17 protein-coding genes are annotated in these 24,700 nt (G+C 67.3%); 5 read left to right on the top strand and 12 right to left on the bottom strand.

Features of this window, described 5'->3' with window-relative positions; all coding sequences use genetic code 11:
• Positions 1 to 24 precede the first annotated feature (24 nt).
• The 3 genes from OHA42_RS06695 to OHA42_RS06685 all read right to left on the bottom strand — a co-directional run bounded on the left by OHA42_RS06695 (position 25) and on the right by OHA42_RS06685 (position 4,959).
• Entirely contained in the window at positions 25 to 3,594 is a 3,570-nt protein-coding gene (locus OHA42_RS06695) for a protein kinase domain-containing protein (RefSeq protein ID WP_406235447.1), read from the bottom strand.
• Between the two features lie 190 nt (positions 3,595 to 3,784).
• Positions 3,785 to 4,435 carry an SgcJ/EcaC family oxidoreductase gene (locus OHA42_RS06690; protein WP_406235445.1) on the bottom strand — a complete coding sequence of 217 codons (651 nt, stop codon included), beginning with the start codon at positions 4,433 to 4,435 and terminating at the stop codon, positions 3,785 to 3,787.
• Between the two features lie 41 nt (positions 4,436 to 4,476).
• Complete coding sequence (locus OHA42_RS06685; RefSeq protein ID WP_406235443.1) at positions 4,477 to 4,959, bottom strand: SgcJ/EcaC family oxidoreductase; 483 nt, start codon at positions 4,957 to 4,959, stop codon at positions 4,477 to 4,479.
• A 92-nt stretch (positions 4,960 to 5,051) separates the two neighbouring features.
• Here OHA42_RS06685 and OHA42_RS06680 point away from each other — a divergent pair, with 92 nt between their 5' ends.
• Entirely contained in the window at positions 5,052 to 5,504 is a 453-nt protein-coding gene (locus OHA42_RS06680) for a MarR family winged helix-turn-helix transcriptional regulator (protein ID WP_406235441.1), read from the top strand.
• A 46-nt stretch (positions 5,505 to 5,550) separates the two neighbouring features.
• Here OHA42_RS06680 and OHA42_RS06675 read toward each other — a convergent pair whose 3' ends face one another.
• The 4 genes from OHA42_RS06675 to OHA42_RS06660 form a co-directional block, all read right to left on the bottom strand.
• A complete protein-coding gene (locus OHA42_RS06675; RefSeq protein ID WP_406235439.1) occupies positions 5,551 to 6,678 on the bottom strand; it encodes an esterase-like activity of phytase family protein in 1,128 nt (375 codons plus the stop codon).
• A 126-nt stretch (positions 6,679 to 6,804) separates the two neighbouring features.
• On the bottom strand, positions 6,805 to 8,955 hold the full coding sequence (locus tag OHA42_RS06670; RefSeq protein WP_406235437.1) for a 3-hydroxyacyl-CoA dehydrogenase NAD-binding domain-containing protein: 2,151 nt from the start codon (positions 8,953 to 8,955) through the stop codon (positions 6,805 to 6,807).
• 82 nt (positions 8,956 to 9,037) lie between these two features.
• The gene (locus OHA42_RS06665; RefSeq protein ID WP_406235435.1) at positions 9,038 to 10,252 is read right to left on the bottom strand and encodes an acetyl-CoA C-acetyltransferase; all 1,215 of its coding nucleotides are present in this window, start codon (positions 10,250 to 10,252) and stop codon (positions 9,038 to 9,040) included.
• Positions 10,253 to 10,543: 291 nt separating this feature from the next.
• Positions 10,544 to 13,204: a DNA polymerase III subunit gamma and tau gene (locus OHA42_RS06660; protein WP_406235433.1), complete on the bottom strand. Its 2,661-nt coding sequence runs from the start codon at positions 13,202 to 13,204 to the stop codon at positions 10,544 to 10,546.
• A 460-nt stretch (positions 13,205 to 13,664) separates the two neighbouring features.
• Between OHA42_RS06660 and OHA42_RS06655 the strand changes: the two genes are divergently transcribed.
• Together OHA42_RS06655 and OHA42_RS06650 are read left to right on the top strand one after the other, a co-directional pair.
• Positions 13,665 to 14,489 carry a hypothetical protein gene (locus OHA42_RS06655; protein WP_406235431.1) on the top strand — a complete coding sequence of 275 codons (825 nt, stop codon included), beginning with the start codon at positions 13,665 to 13,667 and terminating at the stop codon, positions 14,487 to 14,489.
• A 167-nt stretch (positions 14,490 to 14,656) separates the two neighbouring features.
• A complete protein-coding gene (locus OHA42_RS06650) occupies positions 14,657 to 15,898 on the top strand; it encodes an ammonium transporter (protein ID WP_406239139.1) in 1,242 nt (413 codons plus the stop codon).
• Positions 15,899 to 16,009: 111 nt separating this feature from the next.
• Here the strand turns inward: OHA42_RS06650 and OHA42_RS06645 are convergent, their stop codons facing one another.
• Entirely contained in the window at positions 16,010 to 16,936 is a 927-nt protein-coding gene (locus OHA42_RS06645; RefSeq protein ID WP_406235429.1) for a neutral zinc metallopeptidase, read from the bottom strand.
• A 261-nt stretch (positions 16,937 to 17,197) separates the two neighbouring features.
• On the opposite strand from OHA42_RS06645, the gene OHA42_RS06640 reads away from it, so the two are divergent.
• Positions 17,198 to 18,835 carry a DUF2207 family protein gene (locus OHA42_RS06640; RefSeq protein ID WP_406235427.1) on the top strand — a complete coding sequence of 546 codons (1,638 nt, stop codon included), beginning with the start codon at positions 17,198 to 17,200 and terminating at the stop codon, positions 18,833 to 18,835.
• A gap of 81 nt (positions 18,836 to 18,916) precedes the next feature.
• Here OHA42_RS06640 and OHA42_RS06635 read toward each other — a convergent pair whose 3' ends face one another.
• The 4 genes from OHA42_RS06635 to OHA42_RS06620 all read right to left on the bottom strand — a co-directional run bounded on the left by OHA42_RS06635 (position 18,917) and on the right by OHA42_RS06620 (position 23,643).
• Positions 18,917 to 20,194, bottom strand: a complete 1,278-nt coding sequence (locus tag OHA42_RS06635; protein ID WP_406235425.1) for an ROK family protein — start codon at positions 20,192 to 20,194, stop codon at positions 18,917 to 18,919.
• Between the two features lie 388 nt (positions 20,195 to 20,582).
• The gene (locus OHA42_RS06630) at positions 20,583 to 22,016 is read right to left on the bottom strand and encodes an MFS transporter (RefSeq protein ID WP_406239138.1); all 1,434 of its coding nucleotides are present in this window, start codon (positions 22,014 to 22,016) and stop codon (positions 20,583 to 20,585) included.
• 170 nt (positions 22,017 to 22,186) lie between these two features.
• On the bottom strand, positions 22,187 to 22,942 hold the full coding sequence (locus tag OHA42_RS06625; protein WP_406235423.1) for a hypothetical protein: 756 nt from the start codon (positions 22,940 to 22,942) through the stop codon (positions 22,187 to 22,189).
• Positions 22,943 to 23,067: 125 nt separating this feature from the next.
• The gene (locus OHA42_RS06620) at positions 23,068 to 23,643 is read right to left on the bottom strand and encodes an HhH-GPD-type base excision DNA repair protein (RefSeq protein ID WP_406235421.1); all 576 of its coding nucleotides are present in this window, start codon (positions 23,641 to 23,643) and stop codon (positions 23,068 to 23,070) included.
• Positions 23,644 to 23,807: 164 nt separating this feature from the next.
• Here OHA42_RS06620 and OHA42_RS06615 point away from each other — a divergent pair, with 164 nt between their 5' ends.
• The gene (locus OHA42_RS06615) at positions 23,808 to 24,656 is read left to right on the top strand and encodes a methyltransferase domain-containing protein (RefSeq protein WP_406235419.1); all 849 of its coding nucleotides are present in this window, start codon (positions 23,808 to 23,810) and stop codon (positions 24,654 to 24,656) included.
• The last annotated feature ends 44 nt before the right edge of the window (positions 24,657 to 24,700 follow it).

Raw genomic sequence — 24,700 nt, 5'->3', positions numbered from 1 at the left:
CACCACGATCGCGCACCTGCCCGCTCAGTCCAGGAGTTCATCCAGGAACAGAGCGGGCAGTGTCGTGTCTCCGGATTGCACAGTGCCCGAATGCATTTCGGTGTGCAGCACCCGGATGATGGCAACCACGCCCGGACCGGCGTCCAACAGCGGCCGGGTCCAGCCGAGGTCCGCACACGTGTGGGCCGCGGGCAGCAGCAGTCCGGTGGCCTCACCGACCCAACCGGAGGCGGCCAGGCACTCGGCGAGCAAGAGCGCGGTATCCAATTCCGCACGGGGACGGTGCTGTTCGACCATCCTGGCGTGCAGCGCGCGGGCTCTGCGCACCGCGCGGTCGTCGGAACGCAGCTGGCGTTGGGTGAGCAGCGCCCGGATGGCGGCGATCTCCTCCGCCTCCGCGGCCAGCGCGGTCGCCCCTGTCATGCGGTGGGCGTGATGGATGGTGCCGGAGGTATCGGACTCATAGCCTGCCGAATCGATCGCGCGCCTGGCCGCGGTGTCGGTGAGCAGTCCCAGCCGCAGCCGCTCGGCACGAATGTGCGCGGCCAGCCGACTCAGCCGGTTGTCGGAGGCGATCCGATCGCCTTCGTCGAGCCGGGCGGTGGCGGTGTGCATATCACCGAGCACCGCTTTGACCCTGGCGCCGATGACGAAGGTCGAGATCAGGAAGTCGACCGGCCCGACCCGGGTGACCAGCTGGTGACTTTCGTCGAGCAGCCGATCGGCCATCGTCAGATCACCACGGCGGTAACTCAATTCACCGAGCAGTGCGGCGGCCACCCGCACCCCATGCGAGCGCGGACCCGAGCGAACGCGTGCGGTCTCGAAGGCCTGCTGGAAACATACTGTGGCAGTGGCGATATCGAGTTGCTCATAGGCCGCGGCGCCCTGCCCGCAGAGTCCGAAGACCGCGCCGAGCGGGTCCTTCGATCGTGCGTGATACTCCGCAGCCCACTCCTGGATCTCACGGGCGCCATCGAAATCGAAGTCGCACAACCGCGCGAACGAAGTCAGGTTCGCCGCGGTCGACACCGTCCACGCAGGCAGTTCATCCGGCCGCTGCAGGCAGTCGGCCACCCGGTCGAGCACGCCCTCGGTGTGGTCTCTCGCAATCGAATCCGCAGCGGCGAGCACCGCGGCCTCGCACCGTTGTCTGATCACCTCGACGTCGGTGGGCGATCCGCGGGCCAGCACATTCGACAGCCGACCGAGCGCGGTGCGCGCCGCGCTGGACTGCTGCAGATTGACATTGGCGCGCGCGACCGCCATCAACAGCTTGGATCGCGAAGACACCTGCTGCATAGGCAGTTTCGCCACGGTGCCGAGCAGGGTCGCGAGCCGGGACCCGTCGATCAGATCCATGCCGCCGCCCTCGAGCAGATCGAGCGCCATCTTCAGATCGGTGGCCGACAGCGCGTGATCGACCGACTTGCGCAACAGCTGATGCTCGGCATACCAGCGGGATGCCTTGCGGTGCAACGCCTTGAGCCGGCCAGGGTTGGCACGCTCCAGCCGGGCGCGCAGATGCTCGGCGAACAGCGGCTGCATCCGGAACCATTCCGGATCGTGCGCGATGCGCTGGAGGAACAGCTCGCGCTGCTCCGCCTGCTCCAGCAGCTGTTCGGCCTCGGGATCCTCCGACAGCGCCGCGGCGAGCGAACCGCACACCCGCTCGGTCACCGAGATCGACATCAAGAAGTCGAGCATCTGGGGCTCGAGGGTGTCGAGGACATTTTCCGCGAGATACTCACGGATGCCGTGATTGCCCTCGGAAAGATTGGCGATCAATTGGGCCGGATCGGCGTTGCCACGCAGGGAAAGACTCACCAATTGTATGGCGGCGGGCCAGCCGTCGGTGGCGGTGTGAATCTCCTCCACTTGCGTGTCGGTGAGCGCGAAACCGTTGCGCTCCACCAGAATCTGCCTGGTCTCCGCCGCGGTCAGGCGCAATGCCGACGACCCGATTTCGACCAGCTCGTCGTAGACCCGCAGCCTGCTGGTCGGCAGACCCGACTGTTCCCGGCTGGTCACCACGAAGCGCAGGTGGTGGCATCCGTTGTCCAGCAACGCCTCCATCGCCCGGTGCGCGCCCGCGTCGGTGACCCGGTGCCAGTCGTCGACGACCACCACGATGGTGGAGCCCGCCGCGTGGATCTCATCGATCAGCGTGGCGATGACGTACGCGACGGCGTCGGCGGGCCGCTCCTCCAACACCTGGTCGAGCCCCTCACCGATATCGGGGCGGACCCGGCGGATGGCCTCGATGAGGTGGGCGAGAAACCAGATCTCGTTGTCGTCGGCATGATCGATCCCGATCCATGCGACCGCCACCCTGCCCTCGGTCAGTTCGGCTCGCCACTGTGCGGCCAGCGTGCTTTTGCCGAACCCGGCCGGTGCATGGATCACCACGAGCCTGCGCCGCCCGCCCGCCCGCAGCGTGTCCAGCAGCCGGGGACGCGGGACCGGGTCCCTGGCCGGAGTCGGCGGGCGAAACTTGGTCGCTGCCGTCGGCGGCCACGTGTTCGGCCCGTTCGTGGTCGGGTATTGCGACACCGCGGGCCGCAGCGTCAATGGCCAACTCCGGCGGGCGGTCACCGCGGGTCGAGTGACCGCCGATTCGGCGCGGGCGTTCTCGGCCGATTCGGGCGCGACGGCGGTATCCAGCAGCGCCATCTCGTCGGGCACCTGATCGTGCTCGCGTTGCGCGTTGCGCAGCATTTCGCCGAGGTCGTAGGCCGTGTCCGGCCGCTCACGCGGGTCGGTGGACATGGCCTGCTCGATCGCGGCGGCCAGGTCGGCGGGAATGTCCTGCTCGCGCAGGTCGGGCACCGGCTGGGTGGTGATCCGCAGGAACTGCGCGATGACCTTCTCCCCTGCCTGCCTTTCATAGGCGGCGTGCCCGGTGAGCAGGGCGAACAGTGTCGCGCCGAGCCCGTACACGTCCGAGCGGACAGTCGGGTCCTGGCCCTTCAGCACCTCCGGGGCGGTGAACGCAGGTGAGCCGGTGATCAAACTGCTCGAGGTCTGAAAACCGCCCGGAATCCTGGCAATGCCGAAATCGGTCAACTGCGGTTCGCCATAACCACTGAGCAGTACATTCGCCGGCTTCACGTCCCGGTGCAGGATATGGGCGCGGTGCGCGCTCTCGATCGCACCGGCCAGCTTCACTCCGGCGCGCAATGAATCCGCCCAGGTGAGCGGCCCACGATTGCGGATGAGCTGCTCGAGCGAACCACGCGTGCAGTAGGGCATCACGATGAACGGCAGTCCGGTCGGGGTGACATCGACCTGCAGGATGTCGACAATGTTCGGGTGGCCGGACAACCGGCCCATGGCCTGTTCCTCACGCAGGAACCGCTCGCGGCTCTCCTCGTCGATTTCCGACGACAGCACCTTCACCGCAACCACCCGGTCGAGTGCCTGCTGAATGCAGCGGTAGACCACCCCGAAGCCGCCCCGGCCGATCTCGACAGCGCCGGACAGGCCCATTGCCTCCAACTCGTCGGCAATCCCGATGGACGGCTGTCGCTGCGTGTCCGATTCGGCCGGAGTCGACTCGGGGCTCACGTTGCCCGAACGCGTCTGTGGATTCATGTGACCACCTCGAATTCACATCGAATCGGCGTCACCGGCGATCATGCGTCACGCGGACGTCGGACACCGCGAAGAGTTCTCGCGATGTCCGATATGTCTACGCACCTCCAACGTAGCGCGGAATGACACCGAGTGGATGGCTTTCCTAACAGCGTGGTTTCGACCGCGCCGGCTCCGGAAACCGGTCATCTCAGCGCTCGGCGGCGGGCCTGGTATCCGGGTCGTACAGAAACGAGATTCGTTCCATGACGTTCTTACGCTGAGTGTTATGGAAAGCGGCGATCAGCCAGCGACCATCCTGCCGAACCATGGTGTAGGTCTGGGTCTTGGACAAGTCTTCGGGGCTTTTCGGGTCGCCCTTGTAGGTGTCGCCACGACTGGTCACCACGGCGGTATCGGGTCCGTAGAAGCGGATGCCGAGGATCGAGTCGGCCAGCTTCGTGCCTTTCACGAATCCGTCGAACAGGGCACGGTGTCCCCCGGCGATATCGGCGCGGCCCTGGTAGTAGGTGCCTACATAGCTGGTGTAGGTGGCATCCTCGGTGAACACCGCACCGTAGGCGTCGGCGTCGCCGCGGCCCCAGGCGCCGGTGAGCTCGTCGAGCAGGGCGCAGATCTCCTGTACCGACTGCGGTGCAGCGGCGGCCCCGGACGGCGTGACGGTGGTGCATGCGGTACTGCCGAGGTTGTGCACGTCGGAGGTCTTGTCCAGCCAGAGGTAGCCGCCGCTGGCGGCGACGCCGAGGGTGATGGCGGAGGCGGCGAGTACGCGGGACAGGATGCGGCGGCGCGGGCGGGGCGCGGTTGCTGCGGTCTCGGTGGTCGTGGTGTCGGTATTCATGACGGCTCCTTCGAGTGAAAAGTTTTGGGCGGAAACAGGACTCAGCGGGCGGCGGCAGGGCGGGCGGCCGGAGTGGACAGGTAGGTGATGCGCTCGAGCAGCTTCTTGCGCTTGGTGTTCTGGAAGGCGGCGATCGACCAGCGGCCGTCCCGGCGGACCAGTGTGTAGGTCTGCGTCTTGGACAACTGGTCGGCCCGCTTCGGCTTGCCCTTGTAGGTGTCGCCTCGGCTGGTGACGACCGCGGTATCGGGTCCGTAGAAGCGGATGTCCAGCACGTCGTCGGCGAGCCGGGTGCCCTTCAGCACCCCGGCGAACAGGGCGCGGTGCGAGGTGACGATGTCGCCGCGACCGCGGTAGTAGGTGCCGAGGAAGCTCGTGTAGGTCGCGTCTTCGGTGAAGACCGCGCCGTAGGCATCGGCGTCGCCGCGGCCCCAGGCGTCGATCAGTTCCGCGATCACGCCTTGGATTTCCCGGCTCTGTGCGCTGCGGTCCGCGGTATCGAAGATGGTGTCGTCGCTGCTCATGATGGCCCTCCGTGATAGATTTCTTCTTAGAAGATCTTTCTTCTCTGAAGAAGTTTCTTCGTTGAAGAAGATATTAGAAGAGAGAGGTATCCGTGTCAACACCATCGATGCGCCAGGACGCGAGCGAGGTCTACCGCCGCTACCTGAGCGCGGTCATGCTGCATGGACAGGCCGGCGCCCGAGCCGTGGACCTGGGTGCGACCGATCTGTACGCGCTCAACATCCTCGAGCTCACCGGTCCGATGAGCCCCGGCGAACTCGGCGCCCGCAGCGGCCTGACCACCGGACCGACCACCCGACTGATCGACCGGCTAGAAGAAGCCGGCTACGTGCGCCGCGTCCCGGTGCCGGGCGACCGTCGCAAAGTCATCGTCGAATTGGTCGACAAGCCTGCGGATCTCGACGAGATCCTCGCCCCGGCCCGCCGCCGGATCGGCGAGATCATCGGAGGGTATTCACCCGAGCAGCGCGAAGTGCTGTTCGACTACTTCACCCGGGCCGCCGACGCGTACCGCGAGGCCGCGGAGGAACTGCGCACCTCATAACGAAAGCCCGCCGGCGCGGCGGGCGCTGCGTTCGACGGGCCGGCGTTCAGCGGACGGCCAAGGCGATGAGTTGGGTGCGCTGCTGGTCGGCAAAGTTGTTGTCGCTGACCAGGACCAGGGTCCGTGCACCCGAAGGCAGGCACGGACCCCAGGTCATGCCTTCCACATTGTCGACGTCCGGCAGACCGACGTCGGCGAGGTCGACGAGCAGGCGCTTCGCGACCGGACGCGCGTTGCCGAGCGGTGCATCGAGAATATTGGTCGCGGCGCTGACGTCGGCCTCGTAGATCCTGATCTTATTGCCGACGCCGAACACGAAAGACCGTTCCAGCACCAGGAATTTCGTCGGATCGAGCGGGTCGGCGGCCAGCATCGAAGCAACGCCGCTGATGCCGAGCCCGGATTCCGGCCGAGACTCCGCGAACACCGGCTCCTGCGGGTACGCGTACTGCGCGAGCAGCGGGCCGAAGCGCGCCTGCACCGTGATCCGCGACAGCGCGCCGGACGCGGTGGTCGCGACCGGACCATCCTGCAGCAGCGGCCCTTCCACCGACGTCACGAACAGCGCGCCACCTGCGGCGAAGGTCGCACCTTCCAGCGCAAGGTTCTGGCGCGGACCCGCCGCAGGTTGCATTCGCTCGTTGTTGGGAATGGGCAGCCGACCCGCGAAGCTGCCGTCGGATCGCGCGATCTGCACCGAAGGATCGGCACGGACCGTCTCGGTCCGCTCACCCTCCTGGCTCCAGAAGTAGTCACCGGTCCACGGGTCGACCCGAATTTCCTCGGGGTCCAACGACTTCGGCGCATACACGGCGCCGTCCGGGGTGCGCAGCGGATGCGTCCCGGTGAAGGTCACCGGGCCGACACCGGTCTCGTCCACACCGAAACGCGCGGTATAGAACCGCGCCGGATTCTGCTCCGAACGATCGTCACTGATCAGGACGTATTCACCGGTCCGAGGCTGGAAGTCGATACCGGACAGGCCACCGACAGTGGTGCCGTCGAAGTCCAGGTTGTGCGGCACGACCTGCGCACCGAGCAGTCGCACGGATGCGGCAGCGTCGAACACAACCGGCTCGGGTACACCCCGCGGGGGTGCCGCATTCGCGACAGGTGCAATGACACACGCGACCGAAAGGGTCGCCGCGAACAGGGTTTGTCTACGTCTGGCCACGACGGCCACGGTATCGACGCGATCGGCCGCGCAGGTGAACAGCGCCCGAAATCACTGCCGGAGACGACGAAGCCCGCCACCGCACGCAGCGATGACGGGCTTGTGCCGTTATTGCGAAGCCGCAGCCTACTTACGCAGCGAGGCCGGGACCTCGAAGCGCTCGCCGTAGGTCTTGGCGAGGTAGTCGGCGCGGGCCACGAAGGCTTCCTGGCCGCCCGGGTAGCCGACGATGAACTGGTGCACGCCACCGGTCCAGGCCGGGAAACCGATGCCGAAGATCGAGCCGATATTGGCGTCGGCGGTGGTGATCAGCACACCCTCGTCGAAGCACTTCTGGGTCTCGATCGCCTCGATGAAGAGCATGCGGTCGATCAGATCCTGCAGCGGCACCGTGAAATCGGCGGTCGTCTTGAAGTGATCGCGCAGGCCCTGGAAGATGCCGATGCGCTTGCCGTCTTCGTCGTAGTCGTAGAAGCCGGCCTTCTCCAGGCGGCCCGGGCGACCCTGCTCGACCAGGTAGTCGATGACATCCTGGGCCGGGTGACGCTTCTTGCCCAGGGTGGCGTCGCCGTGCGAGGCCGCCTCGAGGGTCTCCTTGGCGATCTTCTGCATGAGCTTGAGGTTCAGCTCATCCGACAGCTGCAGCGGCGCGGCCGGGTAGCCCGCCTGCAGACCTGCCTGCTCGATGGTCGCAGGCTCGATGCCCTCGGTCAGCATGGCGATCGCCTCGTTGACGAAGGTGCCGATGACGCGCGAGGTGAAGAAGCCACGGCTGTCGTTGACGACGATCGGAGTCTTCTTGATGGCGAGGGTGTAGTCGAACACCCGAGCCAGTGCCTCGTCGGAGGTCTTCTCACCCTTGATGATCTCCACCAGCGGCATCTTGTCGACCGGCGAGAAGAAGTGGATGCCGATGAAGTCCTCCTGGCGCTTCACGCCGGTCGCGAGACCGGTGATCGGCAGGGTGGAGGTGTTCGAGCCGAGCAGCGCGTCCGCGTCGACGATGTCCTCGATCTCCTGGAACACCTTGTGCTTGAGCTCGGTGTTCTCGAAGACAGCCTCGATGACGAAGTCGACACCGGCGAAGTCGGCCGCATCCGCGGACGGCTTGATCCGGTCCAGCAGCGCCTTCGACTTCTCCTCGGTGGTCTTGCCACGCGAGAGGGCCTTGGCCTCGATCTTCTCGGAGTAGTTCTTGCCGCGCTCGGCCGCCTCGATGGTGACGTCCTTCAGCACAACCTCGTAGCCCGCCTTGGCGGAGACGTACGCGATGCCCGCGCCCATCATGCCCGCGCCGAGCACGCCGACCTTGCGGATCTCCTTCTTCGGAACATCCTTGGGTCGCGAGCCACCGTTGTTGATCGACTGCAGGTCGAAGAAGAACGCCTGAATCATGTTCTTCGCGACCGGGCCGGTCAGCAGGTGCACGAAGTAGCGCGACTCGATGAGCGACGCGTTGTCGATGTCGACCTGCGCGCCCTCGACCGCGGCGGACAGGATCGCCCGCGGCGCAGGCATATTGGTGCCCTTGAGCTGCTTGCGCAGGTTGGCCGGGAACGCGGGCAGGTTCGCCGCGAACGCCGGGGTGGACGGAGTGCCACCGGGGATCTTGAAGCCCTTCTTGTCCCAGGGCTGCACGCCGCCCTCGGGGTTGGCCTTGATCCACGCCTTCGCGGCGGGCACCAGCTCCTCGATCGAGCCGACGACCTCGTTGATCAGGCCGATTTCCTTGGCCTTCGCCGGGCGGTACTTGTTGCCCTGCAACAGCACCTGCATCAGCGCGCCCTGGAGGCCGAGCATGCGCACGGTACGGATGACACCGCCACCGGCCGGCAGCAGGCCGAGGCTGACCTCGGGGAGGCCGAGCTGCACGCCGGGCACGTCGGCCGCGATGCGGTAGTGGGTCGCGAGGGTGATCTCCAGGCCACCGCCGAGCGCGGCACCGTTGATCGCGGAGACGACCGGCTTGCCGAGGGTCTCCAGGCGACGCAGCGCGCCCTTGATGTTGGCGAGCTCGTCCATGAGGGCCTGGCCGTCTTCCGGGCCGACCTTCATCATGTTCTTCAGGTCGCCGCCCGCGAAGAAGGTCTTCTTCGCCGAGGTCAGCACCACACCGGTGATGTTGTCCTTCTCGGCTTCGAGGCGCTCGACGGTCGCGGTCATCGAGTTCTTGTACAGCTCGTTCATCGTGTTGGCGCCCTGGTTCGGGTCGTCCATCGTCAATACGACGATGCCGTCCGAATCCTGCTCCCAACCGATCATGTTGGTCTCGCTCACAGTTCTGTGTCTCCTTGTGGATTAGCGGCGTCCGCGGGCCTGACGCGAACGCCGCTGTGGAATCTGAAGTCTCGGTTGGGGTTTAGACGCGCTCGATGATGGTGGCGACGCCCATGCCGCCACCGATGCACAGGGTGATCAGCGCGTAGCGGCCGTTGCGGCGCTCGAGCTCGTCGACCATGGTGCCGGTGATCATCGCGCCGGTGGCGCCGAGCGGGTGGCCCATCGCGATGGCGCCGCCGTTGACGTTCAGCTTCTCGTCCGGGATGTTCAGGTCCTTCTGGAACTTCAACACCACGGAGGCGAACGCCTCGTTGATCTCGACCAGGTCGATGTCGTCGAGGGTCAGGCCCGCCTTGGCCAGCGCCTTCTTGGCGGCCGGGGTGGGACCGGTCAGCATGATGGTGGAGTCGGCGCCGCTGGTGGCGGTGGCGACGACGCGCGCACGCGGGGTCAGGCCGGAGGCCTTGCCCGCCTCTTCGGTGCCGACCAGCACCAGCGCGGCGCCGTCGACGATGCCCGAGCTGTTGCCGCCGTGGTGCACGTGGTTGATCTTCTCCACGAAGTGGAACTTCTGCAGCGCGACGGCGTCGAAGCCACCCATCTCGCCGACGACGGCGAAGGACGGGTTCAGCTTGGCCAGGTCCTCTGCGGTGGTGCCGGGACGCATGTGCTCGTCCTTGTCCAGCACGATGATGCCGTTCTGGTCCCTGACCGGGACGACCGACTTGGCGAAGTAACCGCCGGTGGTGGCCGCGGCGGCCAGCTCCTGCGAGCGCACCGCGTAGGCGTCGACATCATCGCGGCTGAAGCCCTCGATGGTCGCGATCAGGTCGGCGGAAACACCCTGCGGAACGAAGTAGGTGTCGTAGTTGGTGGCCGGGTCCAGTGCCCAGGCGCCACCGTCGGAGCCCATGTCCACACGGGACATGGACTCGACGCCACCGGCGATGACCAGGTCGTCGAAGCCGGAGCGGACCTTCTGTGCAGCCAGGTTCACGGCCTCGAGGCCGGAGGCGCAGAAGCGGTTGAGCTGGAAGCCGCCGACGGTGTCGGGCAGGCCCGCCACGGTCACGGCGGTGCGCGCGATGTCCATACCCTGGTCGCCGACCGGGCTGACAACACCGAGGATGAGGTCGGAGATCCGGTCCTCTTCGAGGTTGGGGAAGCGGTTACGCAGCTCCTGGATCAGACCAACAGTCAGGTCGATCGGCTTCACCGAGTGCAGCGAACCCGTCTTCTTGCCGCGGCCACGTGGAGTGCGGATGGCCTCGTAGATGTAGGCCTCTGTGGTCATATCGGAGTGTTTCCTTCCTTGGGGTGCGAAGGCCGAACTTCCGTCCGTCCAAGCGCTCTCTGCGGTGGCGCCGCCTATCCGGCGCGGCCGCGGGTAACCTCGTCGACCGATCCTTCGACCGACCGTCCTGACGCTGTATAAAACTCGGCAAGCAGCGGCGGACGAACATTCCGGACGCCCAGACGCCTGGGCATACCATAGAACTTCGCCATACCGGAGCTCACGGCCACCCGTTCATACTACCGTGGTGTGCGAACTCCGGTTAACTTAACGTCGTCGAGGCGGGGCTTGTCAACCATCCAGCCGTGTGGCACCCAGCTCACTCTTGAGCAATTCGAGAGCGATCTCGTCGGGGTCGCGCCGCTCGCCGGGGGCCACCGGCTTCGCCGACTCGGCCAGCATCTCCCGCTCTTCCTCCGGAGTCGCAGGTGGCGGCACCCCATCCACCGGCGCATAGTCCACCGGCCCCGGGTCATCCGGTAGATCGGGGAAGTCCGGCGGCGGAATGTCGTCCTCGGCCGCACGCGACCGTACGTCGGGACCATCGCTCGGCCGCTGCCCACTCCCGCTCCCCGCGGCATCCGCGGCCGCGCCACGAGCCTGGCTCGGCCGCGAGAATCGCGGCGGCGCGGCGGCATCCGAACCGCGGCCCGTCGCGGCGCCGGGTTCACGTGCCGACGCATTCCCGGTTTCGCGGGCGCCCGCACCCCGCCCGCGACCTGCCGCGGCCGCGGTGGCCGCCGGTCGCGGCGCGGGTGCGCCGGCCTCCCACCGCACCTCGTGATCACGGCCGAGCACGGCCTGCACCGCAGATCGGACCGCCGCGAGATTCCGCGGATCGGACAGGCGCTGCGCCAACGGCGCGTGCTGATGGGCGAACACGATCACGTTCCCCTCCAGCCGCGACACCGACGCCCCGGACAGCAATGCCTGCACGGTGGGCCCGAACTCCCGCACCTTCGCGCGAATGTCCACCCAAGCCGCCTCGACCGCCCGCAACAGATCGGCGTCCTGCTGGACCGGAGCGGCCACCGGAGCCTGCGCTGACGCAGCAGATTCCCGATCGACTTCCTCCCGGCCCGTTGCTGCTGGCATCGAAACCTGTTGCACTGCTGCAGATTCCGTAGACTCTGCGGCCGGGGCCGGGGCCGGGGCAACGTCCGGAGCGTGGGCGGCGACCGAGGTCGGCCCAGCGGTTGCGGCCTGCCCAGGAACCGACGCATCTCCAGCGGCTGGGATTCGCCCAGCGCCGGAGACCTGCCCACCAGCTGACGCGTTCCCAGCTGCAGAGGTTTGCCCAGCGACTGAGGTCTGGCCGCCCGGCGGCGGCTCAACTGCCGGGGCGTGCTCGGCAACCGGAGCAGCCGCGGCAACGGGGGTCGCCTGAGCGATCGGAGCCGACGCAGCGTTCGCGACGCGCCCAGCGTCCGCAACCTGCTCAGTGCTCGGGGCTTGTCCCGGGCCCGGGGTATGTCCAGCGCCCGGGATTTGCCCAGTGCCGGAAGCAGGTTCAACGACAGAAGTCGAGTCAGGGACCGGAGCTTGCTGAGCCGGCGGAGCCGACTGCGTGGCAGCGGGAGCTTGCGGGGGCGCATTCCGGCCCGCGGCGGCATTCGGTTCGGCGACTCCGGAGCCTTCGCTTGCGGCACGAGTCTCCCGTCGTGCCGCCGCCAGCAGTTCCGCCCCGCGGCGACGCGGTGGCTCCGCGGCCGAACCATGCGCAGGCGCGACCGGTGCCGAGGCGGGCGCGGGGCTCGGCGAGGCGACGCCTGCACCCGTCGCCTGCGGGACCACGCCACCGGCAATGCCGCGCTCGAGCTGCTCGATGCGCTGCAGGGTCGCCGATTCGGCATCCGATACCGAGGGCAACAGCATTCGGGCACAGACGATTTCGAGCAACAGCCGGGGCGCGGTCGCACCACGCATCTCGCCGAGACCTTCGTGCAGCAGTTCGGCATGGCGAGCCAGGGTGGCAGGGCCGAGACGCTGCGCCTGGTCGCGCATGCGCTCGAGCACATCGCCCGGTCCGGAGACGAGGCCGCGATCGGCGGCGTCGGGGACGGCGCGGAGCAGGATCAGGTCACGCAGGCGTTCCAGCAGGTCGACGGCGAAGCGGCGGGGATCGTGGCCGGCCTCCATGACCCGGTCGACGGTGCCGAACAGGGCCGCACCGTCACCGGCGGTCAAGGCATCGATGGCGTCATCGATCAGCGCGACATCGGTGACGCCGAGCAGCGAGACCGCCCTCGGATAGGTGACGCCTTCGGGGCCCGCGCCGGCAAGCAGCTGGTCGAGCACACTCAGGCTGTCGCGCGGCGAGCCGCCGCCCGCGCGGATCACCAGCGGATACACCGCCTCGTCGACCGGGACGTTCTCCTGCTCACAGATCTTTCCGAGCAGTCCACGCATAGTCGCGGGCGGCAGCAGCCGGAACGGGTAGTGATGGGTCCGGGAGCGGATGGTCGGCAGCACTTTGTCCGGCTCGGTGGTGGCGAAGATGAAGATCAGGTGCGCGGGCGGCTCCTCGACGATCTTCAGCAGCGCGTTGAAACCCGCGGTGGTGACCATGTGCGCCTCATCGACGATGAATACCCGGTACCGGGACTCGGCGGGCGCATAGAAGGCACGGTCACGCAGTTCACGAGTGTCGTCGACACCGCCGTGGCTCGCGGCGTCCAACTCGATCACGTCGAGGTTCCCAGGGCCGCCGGGGCCGAGCGCTACGCAGGAGGGGCACACACCACACGGCGTCGAGGTCGGGCCCTGCACACAGTTCAGCGAGCGCGCGAGAATGCGTGCCGAGGAGGTCTTGCCACAGCCACGCGGGCCGGAGAATAGGTAGGCATGACTGATCCGGCCGGTGTCGAGGGCGATGCTCAGTGGGTCGGTGACGTGCTCCTGGCCCACCACCTCAGCGAATGTTGCCGGTCGGTACTTCCGGTACAGAGCCACGGCCAGAGGTTACCGGCGCGCACCGACAAAGAACATTCCCGCAGGCGCCCGCACCCGGCGCGGCGCGGCAGCCGCCAACCCATGACCCGAAACGTGACATAGATCACAAGATGCACGAAGATTATTTCTGCCCGGATGATCAGCGACGCAGGCGGCAACAGGAGAGCAATCGCCCGCCGAGCGGGGGTCGAATCCGACACCTTGTCGCTTGACCACCCCTCTTGGCAAGCATTAGTTGAACTCACGCCCCGGTTTTCCGCCCGTTTCTGGAGATAACGAAACCATCAACTCGAGTGACATCGACGCTATCGGCTGGCTACCGTGGTTATCGGCAACTTCGGTAGCCAAACCTTCATCAGGTTGGTGGCCCCGGCCGGTCCCTCATCCCGACCGGGGCACAACCTGGAATCCGCAGGCAGTTCGCCGAACACTGACGCTTCCACCGGAGGGCCGTTTCCCCGTGCCGTCTTGTGACGACATCGCCGCCGCCTGGCTTTCGAGCACCGACTTCGCCGACGACCACGCGGCCGTCGACCTGCTGAGCCGGGCGATCAGCCCACAGGATTTCGCGATCAAGCGCGACTCGCTACCGGTGGCCGCCGCCGCCGATCCGGCGACCGCCGCAGCGATCCTGGAACTACTCGAGCGCGGCCAGGTGCCGACCATGGCTGCCATCCGGACCCTCACCGCACAGAACGAGATGCGACGCGAAGCCGAGCGCATCGAACGTCTCGGCCGCCGCGCCCAGCGCAGCATCGACGATTTCGGCCGTGTCCTCGCCCAGCTGGCCCACGACCACTGGACCGAACACGGCACCGGCCCCATCCGGCGCGACGTGTTGCAGTCCGCGCCGGTGATGGCCCTGATCAGGGAACTAATCGGCGATATCGCACCCGGCGCGGTGAAACACCTCTGGCTGATCGAGCGCGCTCAGCGCGCCGGCTGGATCGCCTCGAATGCCGAGCCAGGATCACTGTGCGCCGCACGACGTTTCCACGCCGCCAAGTACGGCAACCGGGTGTCGCTGCGCCCGGTCAACGCCATCGGCACCCTGGTAGCGCGCTTCCTCGACGAGCACCTGACCGAGCACGACCGCCCGCCGCGCTGGTCGGTCCTCGCCCACGATCTGCGTGACGATCGCGGCCGTCGGGTCTTCCACGACACCGCCGACGCGCGCACCCAGCAGCTGTGGCTCACCACCGCCGAATGGATGGCGGTGCGCGATGACCTCCCGGTGCCGGGCCGTCGCGGTGCGCGAGCACTCGCCCGCAAGCCGAAACGCTGATCCACGGGCCGCGCTCGGCTAAAACACCTGGTGGTGCGCGGCCGGATCGTGACCATTCGGTAATTTCCTTGCAACGCATTCCTGCGTGAAAGGAGTTACCCGTGTCTTCAACCATCGATCCCGCGGCCACCGCCTGGCTGCTCATCAGCACTGCACTTGTGCTGCTGATGACACCGGCCCTGGCCATTTTCTACGGCGGGATGGTGCGCTCGACCGGCGTACTCAACATGCTGATGATGAACTTCATCGCCATCCCGCTGGTGACCGTGGTCTGGTTGCTCGCCGGCTACAGCCTGGCCTTCAGCGAGGACGCGGGCGGCGGCCTGATCGGCAACCTCGGCCACTTCGGCATGGCAGGCATCGACCCGAACACCGTGCACGGTTCGGTTCCCGAGCTGCTGTTCGCCACCTTTCAGCTGACCTTCGCCATCCTGACCGCGGCACTGGTCAGCGGTGCGATCGCGGACCGCGCGAAGTTCGCCGGCTGGATGGCGTTCGTGCCGTTGTGGGCGCTGGTGGTGTACGTGCCGATCGCGCACTGGGTGTGGGGTCCGGACGGCTGGCTGGCCTCCTTCGGTGCGCTCGACTACGCGGGTGGGCTTGTCGTGGAGATCGCTTCCGGTGCGTCCGCGCTCGCGCTGGCAATCGTGCTCGGCCCGCGCATCGGATTCCGGATTGATCAGATGCGTCCGCACAACCTGCCCTTCGTGCTGCTCGGCGCGGGTCTGCTGTGGTTCGGCTGGTTCGGCTTCAATGCCGGATCGGCACTGTCCGCCAATGGTGTCGCGGCAGCGGTGTTCCTGAACACACTGGTCGCGGGCTGCCTCGGCATGCTCGGCTGGCTCGCGGTCGAACAGATCAGGGACGGGCGGCCGACCACCTTCGGTGCGGCCTCCGGCGTGGTGGCAGGTTTGGTCGCCATCACCCCGTCGTGTGGTTCGGTGAACACCCTCGGCGCGCTGATAGTCGGGCTCACAGCCGGTGTGGTGTGTTCGTTCGCGGTCGGCTGGAAGTTCAAGGCGGGCTATGACGATTCGCTCGACGTGGTCGGCGTGCACTTCGTCGGTGGTGTCGTCGGCACGCTGCTGATCGGCCTGCTCGCCAACCAGGTGATGACCGGCGGCGTCAAGGGCCTGCTCTACGGCGGCGGTGCGACCCAGCTCGGCAAGCAGCTCGTCGGCGTGCTCGTGGTCGCGGCGTACGCGTTCGGTGTGACCTTCGCACTGGGCAAAGGCATCGACCGTGTCATCGGCTTCCGGGTGACCAAGGAAGACGAGACCGCGGGCATCGACTTCGCACTGCACGCCGAGACCGCGTATGCCGAAGGCGTGCACGGACATGCGCCGCGCCGGTTCGGTGAGGGACACTTCGGCCATCCGCACGGCGGCGCCGAAGACCGGGACCGCTGACCCGCGAGAACGCAGGCACCCGGCTGCCGCATCGGACCGGTGTTGTGACGACACCGGTCCACGGGCGACCAGCGGGTGCCGCCGCCGGGCCCGGGTCGCCGCACGCCGTTGTCAGCTCACCGCACCAGCCGGAGCGGTGAACGTATTGCACTGTGCCGCACGGTTTTTATCCACACCGATCTCGAACCAAGCGCCGCCGTTCTCCGCGGTGCCGTGATCGCGCATATCGCCGCGCTGATCGCCGCGGCCGTGCGCATCCCGCTTGGCGAGGCTGATCTGGTTGCCGGTCAACGAGCCGCCGCCGGACGCGGACGCCATGTACATGCCGTCGAAACAGTTGGCCTGCAACTCGACTCGGCGCGATAGCTCCAAACCCTTTTCGCTGCGCGCACCCGCGTCGACCCGCTCGCTGTTGGCTTTGCGCAGGATTCCCGACATGGCCTGGACATGATGGCCGTACTCGTGCGCGAACACCGAAAGATAAACCACCCAGTTGTCTTTGAACAGCTCGGTCTGCAGCTGGCTGATCGGCATGTAGATGGTCTTGTTCGCCGGGCAGTAGAAGGCCGCGAAATTACTGGTGGTTCCGGTGCACGGCGTGGTGATGCCCGAGGTCGTCGCGCTGACATTGAGCGCAGGCGGCTGAAACGGCAGATTCGACTTGGCCAGCACCGGTTTCCACGCCGCCTCCAGGCAGCCCGCGGCAGACTCGAAGAACTTGCGTGCCGTGTCCACCTGGGTGCCCCACGGCGAGTAGTTGCAGCGCGCGGGAATCAGGGTCGAGCTCGGATCGGTCAGCAGCGGGTTGGTCCCTGTCTCCGCGCTGCCCGCCGCGCCACTGGGATCCGGAGTGAAGGTGAAGCTGGGCGCGGGTCCCGACGACTCGGCGCTGTGCCTACCCGTCGAAATCGCGTAGCGCACCAGGGAACCCGCCACCAGGAACACAATGACCAACAGCAGCGCGGTCAAACCACCGCCACGTTTACGGGGCGGGCCGGGCGGACGGCCGGGTGGGCCGTAGGGCATCGGCGGCGGCATGGGCGGGCGGAATCCGGGCGGCGGATAACCAGGGGGCGGACCGTATGCGGGCGGCGGGCCATATCCCGGAGGCGGTTGATAGCCGGGCGGTGGGCCGTATCCGGGCGGGGGCCCATAGCCGGGCGGCGGCGGAACCGGACGCCCACCAGGCGGAACCGGTCGATAACCGTACGGTGGTTGTGTCACTCCCCCGTACCCCCTCATCTCATGATCGCCGACAGCCGCTGACGCAGAATAGCAACTTGTCTAGAGTAGGCAGCCATGCTGACTTTTCGGGGGGGCGCCGCTGGTAGCGCCGCGGCGCTGATTCTCGCAACCGCGGGAATGATTGCGGCCGCTCCGTTTGCCCACGCTCAGCCCGAGCCCGACGGCGTGCACATCACCGCCGATCTGAAACTCAGCACGCAGGGCGTGCTCGAGGTCGTCGAGCAGGTGGTCGTGCCTGCCGATAGCGAGTTCAAGATGTCGCTGCCGCTGCGACTCAAGGTCGGCGCGGACGTCGAACGCGTCTTCAAGGTCACCGATGTCGACACCAAGGGCTCCGGCACCGCGACGGTCGCGAACGATCAGTTCACCATCGACGCGAAACCAGGCGAGTCCACCTTCACCTACGCGATCCACAACACCGTCAGTGATGCGCCGGGCACCCAGGTCTTCCGCTGGCTGGGCATAATCAATGCCGATGTCGCCTCGATCAGCGCATCGTTGATCAGCCCGTCCTACGAAATGGGCATCGTAGACTGCAAACTCGGCCCGCCCGGGAACCTCAGACAGTGCTCCGACCTGCACATCGAGGCGGATGGGGTGCTCTTCTGGGAGCAGACCGATCTGCACAAGGGCGACACCATCGACCTGACATTGCAGCTGCCGCCCGGCACGGTCCCGTCCAACGCCGACGTCCGCGGCGGCGGCGCACCCGGCCCGTTCGCCGTCACCACACCGGTTCTCGTCGCCTTCGGTGTGCTACTGCTCGCGCTGGCCGGACTTGCCGCCTTCGTGCTGCGGGCGCGGCGCGAAAACGCTGCTGCCGGAACCGGATCGAACACCATCGATCCGCTGCTGCGCGAGGGCGACCGCGTGCAGTTCACCTCCCCCGACGGCATCCTGCCCGGCGAAGCGGGCCTGGTGCTCGACGAGCACGCCGACCCCGCCGACATCGCTGCCACCGTGGTGGATCTCGCGGTGCGCCGCTATCTGTGGATCACTCCGATCGGCGACTCCGACTGGCGGATCAACCGGGTCAACGCTCCCGACGACCAACTTCGCGACTACGAGACGACGGTCTACCAAACCCTGCTGCCCGAGGGCACGAACTCGGTCACCATCACCGAACTTCGCGCACCCGGCCGCGTGCAGGCCGAGCCGGTCCGCACCGCCATGCTCGCCGACGCGATTGCCCGCGGCACGTTCATCGCACGGTCCGGCCTCGGTCCGACGACCTGGCTCGGCGGTGGCCTGATCGTCGCGGGCATCGCGACGACCATCGCACTCGCCGCCACCTCCGGCCACGCCCTGGTCGGCGTAGCCATCCTGCTCGCCGGCATCACGACCTTGCTGCTGCCCCGCTACCTGCCTGCCCGCACCACACCGGGCCGCGCGCTCGCCGGACAGGTCCGCGCACTCCAGCGCGGCCTCGATGCGACTGTGCGCGAACAGATTCCGCCCGCCGACCAGGAACTCGTGTTCTCCAGGGCACTCCCCTTCACCGTGATCAGCGGCCGCGCCGACAACTGGATCCGCGCCTTCCGCGACCTGAACCCCGCCGCGGACTCCCAACCCGGCCTCTACTGGTTCGGCAGCTTCGAACGCGACCACAACCTCCAGCGCTTCGCAGGCCACTTCCCATTCTTCATCACCGCGCTCGAAGGACTCTTCAGCACTTCGGGCGGCAACAGGTAGGTCAGGGCAAGCCGGCGGAGCACACCGACGGCCGGGCTCATGGCCCGGCCGTCAGCTCCTAGCGATCGGTCGTCGCAGCGATCAGTCCACAGTCGCGGCGCGGCGCATCGCGGACAGCGGGTCCGCGTAGAGCGCGCTGAGCGAGGTGACCACAGCCGCGAATTCCTGGACCTTGCCGCCGAATCCGCTGATTCGGATGTCGGTGGGCGGCAGGGTCGAGGACTGTTGGAAGGCGCGCGCCACGTGTGTCACGGCCGGGCGGTAGCCGGTGAAGGCCTGCCCGCCCAGGATCACCCGGTCCGGGTTGAGCATGTCCCGCACCAGCGCCACGGTCTGGCCGAGCGTGGTCGCCCGCTCCGCGAGCAGTTCCTGGGCCGGCTCGGAACCCGCCTCGGCGGCCCGGTACAGATCGGCGATGGTGGAACCCGCGGTGCCGTTGTAGGCCGGAATGATCCCGCGTCCGACGGCCCTCGCGTGCAGCGACCGGTCACCGACCGTCACCTCGAGGCAGCCACGCCGGCCGCAGGGGCACACGACATCGGAGCCGGTCGGCAGGTGCGCGATCGAGCCGGGCCCGTTGCTCGGCGTGTGCACACGGCCATCCAATGTGACTGCGACACCGGCAGTTTCGCGGACGTAGAAGTACAGGCTGCTGCCGCGTTCGGTTCCGGCGCCGCGCGCGTCACGCTGGTCGGGAGTCGGAAGCAGCAGCTCGGAAGCCGCCATGGCCTCCACATGCGGCGCAACCGAAACCGGCAGCTCGAGCACCTCGCCGAGCACCGAGCCGATCTGTGCGCCCTTCCATTCCAGCTTGGGGTGGTCGACAACGCCGGTGAGCGGGTCGACCCGACCGCCGATCGCGACACCGGCCCACAGCGCCTTGCGCCGGTGCCAGCGCTGCAGGAAAGCCTTGGCGCTGCGGGCGACGGTCGTGGTCGCGAAGTCCTGACCGGTCTGCGGGGTGGCGATGGCGAGTCCACCGAGGATCCGCCCGCGCACATCGGCCGCGATGATCTTGGTGGCCGCGGCGCCGATGTGAATGCCGAGGGTCAGGTACGCCTCGTGGTCGATCTCGAAAGGCACCCGCGGACGCCCCACCGCACCCGAGGCGGTCAGGTCGGGACGTTCCCGCAGCAGGCCCGCGGTGAGCAGCGCGGACACCTGACGGTTGACCGTCGCGATGCTCAAACCCGTTGTGCGCGCAGCATTGTCGCGGGAAACCGGACCACCGGTCGCGGCGCGCAGCACGGCTGCCGCCGGATTGTCGGCGATGCGGAGTTCCGGTGCGACAACGGGACGCTGAACACGAACACGACCGTTCGCAACCCGGGAGAGGGGTCGCTCGAGAGTGAGGGACATATGAAGATTCCTTGCCGAAGTCCCGTAACTACGGGACGTGCCTACATGTGTGGCGACGAGGCAGCGCGCGAATGCGAAGAATCGCTCAGCTGCAGCGGCAGGAACGACACAGTTCCCGCGTCAGCGGCAGCCGCAGACCCAATGCGGCGGTCACGTAAGTGACCCGCAGTGCGGTCGGGCGGCTAGTAGACATGGGATCAAAGTTAACACCGAAATCGCCGCCCACCAAGCCCCCTCGACAGCTTCGGGCGATCCCACTATAGTAGCGCGCTCCGAAATCCTTGCCCCACACCGGGTTCCGATCCCCTGTGTCCCAGCGCACGAAGTGTCCAGAAATGCCGAATGGGGCCGCCGATACGGCGACCCCATCGGGTGACTTGCTTTCCCCTTACGCGGCTTCGGCAACCACCTGACGGCGGGCCAGCAGTGCGGTGGCCGAGGCAGCGAGTCCGACCAGCGCGACCACGGTGACCAGGTACAGGCCGGGCCGGTACTGGGCGATGCTGGTTGCAGCGCCACCGCTGATCAGGCCGGTGACGACGGCGAGCACGACCGCCCCGCCGATCTGACCAGAGGTCTGCACCAGACCCGAGGCCAGACCCTGCTCGTGGTCGGCGATGCCCTCGGTGGCCTGGACCATGACCGAGGAGAAGCCGAGCGCAAAGCCGAGGCCGAGCAGCAGGAAGGCGGGCAGGTAGTCGACGACGTAGGTCGGGTCCGCGCTGCCGCCGAAGGCGATGAACCAGAGGTAGCCGAGCACGAACGAGGCCATCGAGGCAATAATCATCGGAGTCGTGCCGTAGCGGTCGATGAGCTTGCCCGCGACCGGCGACAGGATCGCCACGATGATGCCCGCCGGAGCCAGCGCGAGCGCCATCTTCAGCGGCTCCCAGCCGAGGGTGTTCTGCAGGTACAGCGAGACGATCGTCTGGAAGCTGATGTAGGAACCGAAGATTGCCAGCGCGGCCAGATTGGCCCGCACGATCGACTTGACCTTGAAGATGCTCAGCCGGACCAGCGGATGGGCGACCTTGTTCTCCACCACGAAGAACGCGCTGAGCAGCGCGACGGCGACGACGGCGGTGGCGAGCACGCTTGCGGTGAGGCCCTTTTCGGGTGCGGTGACGATCGTGTAGACGGCGGCGAGCATGCCACCGGTCAGCAGTGCGGCGCCCGCGAAGTCGATGCGGCCCTTTTCCTTTTCGATGTTGCGCGGCACCACGATGTAGGCGGTGACGACGACTGCGGCGACGACAACGACCGGCACGTAGAAGGTCAGCCGCCAATCGATGCCGGTGAGCAGACCCGAAACGATCAGCCCGGAGGCGTATCCGGTGGCGCCGAAGACCGTGAAGATCGACAGCGCACGGTTGCGATCATGGCCTTCTTTGAAGGTGGTGGTGATGATCGACAGGGCAGCCGGTGCGGTGAACGCGGCGGCGACGCCCTTGACGATGCGACTCGCGATGAGCAGCGCGCCGTCGTCGACGAGTCCGCCTGCCAGCGAGGCCACACCGAAGACCACCAACGCGGTCAGGAAGACCTGGCGGCGGCCGAGCAAATCGGCGGCCCTGCCACCCAGCAGCAGCAGACCGCCGTAGCCGAGGATGTAGCCGTTGACGATCCACTGCAGGCTCTCGGTGTTCAGCCCGAGTTCCGATCCGATGGACGGGAGTGCGACGCCGACCATCGAAACGTCGAGTGCGTCGAGGAACATCGCCAGGCCCGCCACGAACAGCACGGCCCACAGCTTGGGCCCCCAACGACCCGGGACGTGATCGGTTGATGCGGTGTTCAACGCCCCTGGGGCGGTAGCTGTCATAGTCACGCCGGTAAATTTAGATGCATGCGCATTAAATGTCAATGCATCTAATGCAGGCGCACAAACCGCCTGGTCGGACCGGTACAGCGAAAGGCCCCGCCCGGTCGAGAACCGGGTGGGGCCTGTTTCCGCGGCGGTGACGACCGTGGATGTCGATTGCGCGCAGCGACCTACTTGGCCGGAGCCGGAGCCGGAGCGGCAGGTGCGGCCGGGGCAGCCCCTGCGTTGAAGGGCTGATTGACGGTGGTGAAGTACTGGATCGCCGCACCGATCGCCACCGGGGCGGTGATGAAGATTTGACCCAGCACGGTGCCGACCGCACCAACCAGGGCGATACCCGCGATGCAGCCGACAGCAGCCGCGGGGAGGAAGGGCCCGAACAGGCCGACGATGGTGCCGAGGGCGACCGTGCCGCCCAGGATGCCGCCGAGGACGCAGCCGATGGCCGCGCCGCTGAGCCCGCCGACCAGGGTGCCAACGGTGGCGCCCATCGCGATGGTGCTCGTCAGCCGGGTCCAGGCGGCCACCTCACGGTCGTACTCGGTCTTCCACGGCGCCTTGTCCTCATACGGCAGGGCAACCGGCTTGTAGACCGCCTTCGCCGCATCGATCTGCGGAGTGAGAGTCGCTGTACGGCCGGAGATTTCGGTAGCGATCGGGAACTCGAACTCGTCGAGTCGGAACTTCAGCGGCGCGCCTGCGACAACAGTGCCGTCGGCGGCCTTGATCTTCAGTGCGTCGTCCTCGACGACGAGCGAGCCGGCATCGATCGTCACGATCGACTGCGTTTCGGTGGTCTGGGCGGTGAAATTGATTGCGTCGCCGGTCTGTTCGGTCGCCGCCGGCGCCGCGCCGGAGGTGCCCGAAGCAACCCCGGTCGCGATGGTCACCAGCGCCGCGACAACGGCGAGCTTCCTCATCCTCATGTACTGCAATCCCTCATCTCAGGTGGAGCTTCCGAGGGGAAAGCATCGACGAGAAATCACGAGGGGACGAGGGAAAAACGCAGACAGATTCCAAATAGGCAAACCTGGAGCGAACAGAATGGAAACTACTTCGCCTTCGCGGCAGCCTTGGCCTGCTTCTTGAACGCGCGCACTTCCAATAGCGAATCGGCATCGACGATGTCGGCGGCGGACCGGCGCGAACCCTGCTCCGAGTAGGCCCCCGCCGCTGCTTCCCAGCCTTTCGGACGCACTCCGAGCTGTTTGCCGAGCAGGGCGAGGAAGATCCGCGCCTTCTGATCGCCGTATCCGGGCAAGGCGTTCAGGCGCTTGCGCACCTCCTTGCCGTCCGGGTCGCCCGCGGTCCAGATCGCCTCGACGTTGCCGTCGTAGTGTTCCAGCACATACTTGGCGAGCTCCTGGGTCCGGCGTGCCATCGACCGGCCGTAGCGGTGAATCGCCGGCGGCGTCGCACAGAGTTCCTCGAACTCGGCGGAATCGGCCTCGGCGATCCGGTGGATGTCGAACCCACCCATCCGGTCGGCGATCTTCTTCGGACCGCGGAACGCGTGCTCGAGCGGAAACTGTTGATCGAGCAGCATGCCGACCAGCAGCGCGAACGAACTCTCCGACAACAACTCGTCCGCCTCCGGGTCCTGCGCGAGGCACAGCTTCACAGTCACGGACTTCCTTTCCCGGTCTTCGACGCCACGATCGACTCGTCCTCGATCATCTCATCAACCGACCGCGCGTGGTCTCGGCCACCCGGATCGGCGGACGCCCCGATCGTGATGCACCTCACAGACCTGCCGTGCGATGTGGTAAGCCCCCGCGTAGGCTCTCGGCCATGCCTCAGACGACGGCCGAACCGAGGGACGGAATCGGGCCAATGGATTCGCACGGATTGCGCCCGGACCGCTTCGACAGCGCGGGTCAGGATCAGTTGGTCGATGTACGCGATCTACATGCGGCGCTGCCCGGCATCCGGAGACTGCGGACCTGGGCCCACGACGCACTCGCACTGCAGCCGGGCGAGCGCGCGGTCGACATCGGCTCCGGCTCCGGATCGGAGGTGCTCGCCTTCGCGGACGCGATCGGACCGACCGGAACCGCGATCGGCGTCGAACCCGACCCGCACCTGCTCGCTGCCGCCGAACGCCGCGCGGCCCAGGCCGGGTCGACCGCCAAATTCCATTCCGGCGATGCCTACGGCCTGCCCTTCGGCGCCGACAGTTTCGATGCGGCACTGTGCGAGCGGGTCTTCCAACATCTGACCGCGCCGATCCGCGCCGCCAACGAGATCGCGAGGGTGCTACGTCCCGGCGGTCGGGTTGTGGTGGTGGACAGCGATTGGGGCACCGCGATCGTGCATCCCGGCAATCGTCAGGTGGTCAGGGAGGTCGTCGACACCCTGCTCTCGGCGACGACCAACCCGCTGTCGGGCCGGCTGCTGCCCGGACTGCTGACCAAGGCGGGCCTGGTCATCGATGAGATCGGATCCCATGCGCTGGTACAGGACCGCAGTGTCGGCGCCGGTGCGCTGGTCAATCGGATCTCGGCAATGGCGGTGGCGCGCGGCGTCATCACCGAGGCGCAGCGCGATCAGCTGATCGCCGACCTCGAGGCGGGCGCCGAGAGCGGCGATATCCATCTGTCGGTGACCATGTTCGCCGTGCTGGCCCACAAGCCGCTCTGACCCCCGAGAACGCGACAGCGGGCGCCCACCGGATTCGGTGGGCG

It is taken from the genome of Nocardia sp. NBC_01009, from assembly GCF_045208035.1.
GTDB lineage: Bacteria > Actinomycetota > Actinomycetes > Mycobacteriales > Mycobacteriaceae > Nocardia.
This window is presented reverse-complemented; position numbering and strand designations above follow the sequence as displayed.